Here is a 3,360-nt window from a genome sequence, read left to right on the forward strand (position 1 = left end):
TGCTTTGATGCCAAGGAATGTCGGACATCCAATTTTCCGATACAGAATATCCATGAGCATCAGGTGGTGTTTATGCGGGATTTTGAGGCTCAGGGCGGTGTGGCTTTTCTGATTTTATACTTTACGTCAGCAGACAGATATTTTTATCTGCCTTATGAACAACTGGCTGTCTTCTGGAACCGGTCAAAAACCGGTCATGCCAAGCATTTTAAAATAGAAGAACTGGATACGCAATATGAACTGACTTGTAATGGATGTTATATTCATTATCTGGAGGCCATTCAGAAAGATCTTGATACACGTGAGTTCTAAATTTGAGGGAGAGAAAATGACCCTGAATTGGGACAGGCCAAATGACATCACTTGACAATTGAGGAAAGGTATATTATAATTAGTTTCACGTATTATCAAATTAGCAGACTAAAGCGTTTGCAGTAAAGGAGCCTATTATGGATAGTTTATTACATACTCCGGAAGGTGTCAGAGACATTTATAATGAAGAATGCAGCAAGAAGAATGCATTGTCAGCCAAACTTGACAGAATTCTGAAGCTGTATGGCTATAAGGATATACAGACACCGACATTTGAGTTTTTCGATATTTTCAACAGAGAAAGAGGATCTGTGCCGTCACGCAATATGTACAAGTTCATAGACAGAGACGGTTCTACACTGGTTCTGAGACCGGATATCACACCGTCTATTGCGAGAGCTGTGGCCAAGTATTTTAAGGAAGAGACGATTCCTCTTCGTTTTTCTTACTGTGGCAATACATTCATCAACAATTCAAGCTTGCAGGGCAAGATGAAGGAGACGACCCAGTTGGGTGCCGAGCTGATCGGAGACCGTGACATTGAAGGGGATGCAGAAGTGGTAGCCCTGGCTATTCATCTGCTGCTTGAATCAGGTCTGACGGATTTTCAGCTGGATATCGGCCATGTAGGACTCTTTAAGGCGTTGGTGGCAGAAGCCGGGATGGATGAAGAGACAGTCAGTCAGCTGAGGGTACTGATCGAGAGCAAGAACTATTTTGGTGTGGAAGCCTTAGTTGAGAAATTGACGTTGTCTGATGAGACTGCAAAGCTTCTTTTGAAACTGCCGGAACTTTTCGGTTCAGGAGATATTATCGCTGAAGCTCGAAGCATGACGTGCAATGCTGAGGCACTTAAAGCGTTGGATGAGATTGAAAAACTGTGTCAGCTGATTGCGGAATATGGTTTTGAAAAATATATTACTATTGATTTAGGTATGCTGACAGAGTATGATTATTATACAGGGATGATTTTCAGGGGATATACATATGGAACCGGTGATGCGGTTGTCAAGGGTGGACGTTATGACCATCTGATCGGTCAGTTCGGCAAGGATGCAGCCAGTGTGGGTTTTGCCGTCGTGCTGGATGAGCTGATGCTGGCACTTTCCAGACAGAAGATTGATATTCCGACAAATGAAGAAGCAACGATGGTGCTTTATGAACCGGAGTATCGCAGTACAGCCATCCGCATTGCCAATGCACTGAGAAATATTAATCAGGCAGTCAGTATGATGAAGAAAGAGACAGATAGGTCTCTGAATGACTATAAGGCCTACAGCAGACGCTATCATATTGCTCATATTTTATATGTTGACCAGGATAAGGAACTGACGAAAATAGACATATCTGATGATTCGGTCCGGAAGATGCCGGTTTCTGAATTTTAGAGACAGAGGAAATGGAGGAAGATATAAGATGAAGTATTTGACATTTGCTCTGGCTAAAGGCCGTCTGGCAAAGAAATCGCTGGCATTATTTGAGCAGATCGGGATTTCAATGGATGAGATGAAGGATCCCGATACAAGAAAACTGATTTTTGTGAATGAAGATCTGAAGATCAAGATGTTCCTGGCCAAGGCATCGGATGTACCGACTTATGTGGAATATGGTGCAGCAGATATTGGTGTGGTGGGCAAAGATACATTGTTGGAAGAAGGACGCCGTTTGTACGAGGTGCTGGATCTGGGATTCGGTAAGTGCAGAATGTGTGTCTGTGGTCCGAAGTCAGCGGCCGAGTATCTTCAACATCAGGAGCTGATCCGTGTGGCGTCCAAGTACCCGAATATTGCAAAGGATTACTTTTACAACAAGAAGCATCAGACCGTAGAGATCATCAAACTCCACGGCTCTGTGGAACTGGCACCGATTGTTGGGCTGTCTGAAGTGATTGTGGATATTGTGGAGACAGGAACAACCCTGAAGGAGAACGGACTGGAAGTGCTTGAGGAAATCTGCCCGCTTTCAGCAAGAGTTGTTGTGAATCAGGTCAGTATGAAGATGGAGAATGAGCGGATTATGAAGCTCATCAGAGATATTAAAACGGTCATCTGAGAACGGATTGAGAGCCGAATAGAGGAAGGTTGTATGGAGCAAACATCAGTGGGAGGCATAGAACAATGAAGATTACAAAAGTGACAGAAGATGCAGTGGCAACATTGCTGGATGATTTATTAAAGCGAAGCCCGAATAACTATACAGGTTATGCAGATAAGGTACAGGCAATTATTGATGATGTGAGAGAACGCGGAGACGAAGCACTTTTTGAGATGACGAAGCGGTTTGATGGTGCCGATTTAAACGCCGACAATATCCGTGTGACACAGGCAGAGATTGACGAGGCATATACCCTTGTGGATGCATCATTGATTGAAGTTATCCGCAAAGCCATGACCAATATCCGTGTTTACCATGAGAAGCAGCGTCAGTACGGATGGTTTGATACGACACCGGATGGAACGATTCTCGGACAGAAGGTGACACCACTTCAAAGTACAGGTGTTTATGTTCCGGGAGGCAAGGCTGCTTATCCGTCTTCTGTTCTGATGAATGTGATTCCTGCCAAGGTAGCAGGTGTTGAGAAGATTGTCATGGTGACGCCGCCGGGCAAAGACGGCAAGGTGAATCCGGGTACTTTGGTGGCAGCCAATGAATCCGGCGCTGATGAGATTTACAAAGTTGGCGGTGCACAGGCGATTGCAGCACTGGCTTTTGGTACAGCTTCTGTTCCTAAGGTAGACAAGATCGTGGGACCGGGCAATATTTACGTGGCGCTGGCCAAGAAAGCTGTTTACGGCTATGTCAGCATTGATTCTATTGCGGGACCAAGCGAGATTCTCGTGATCGCTGATGAGACAGCTAATCCGAGATATGTGGCTGCAGATCTTTTGTCACAGGCTGAGCATGATGAACTGGCCTCAGCTATCCTTGTGACAACCAGTGAGAAGCTGGCAGGGGAAGTGCAGAAAGAAATTGAAGGCTTTACACAGGTGCTTTCCAGAAAAGCCATTATTGAGAAGTCTCTGGAGAATTACGGCCATATCCTGATTG

General features: G+C 44.9%; 4 protein-coding genes. All 4 read left to right on the plus strand.

Annotated features, from left to right (window positions below; translation table 11 throughout):
• On the plus strand, window positions 1-312 hold a 312-nt coding region (locus tag WMO25_RS16450; RefSeq protein ID WP_349086240.1), incomplete at its 5' end, for a Holliday junction resolvase RecU.
• 137 nt (window positions 313-449) lie between these two features.
• Entirely contained in the window at window positions 450-1,700 is a 1,251-nt protein-coding gene (gene hisZ, locus WMO25_RS16455) for an ATP phosphoribosyltransferase regulatory subunit (RefSeq protein ID WP_349086241.1), read from the plus strand.
• 28 nt (window positions 1,701-1,728) lie between these two features.
• On the plus strand, window positions 1,729-2,364 hold the full coding sequence (gene hisG, locus WMO25_RS16460; RefSeq protein WP_181967051.1) for an ATP phosphoribosyltransferase: 636 nt from the start codon (window positions 1,729-1,731) through the stop codon (window positions 2,362-2,364).
• A 65-nt stretch (window positions 2,365-2,429) separates the two neighbouring features.
• Window positions 2,430-3,360 (plus strand): histidinol dehydrogenase (gene hisD, locus WMO25_RS16465; RefSeq protein WP_349086243.1); only part of this gene is annotated, 931 nt, incomplete at its 3' end.

Origin of the sequence: Coprococcus intestinihominis (genome assembly GCF_040096555.1) — a bacterium.
GTDB classification, from domain to species: Bacteria; Bacillota; Clostridia; order Lachnospirales; family Lachnospiraceae; genus Coprococcus_A; species Coprococcus_A intestinihominis.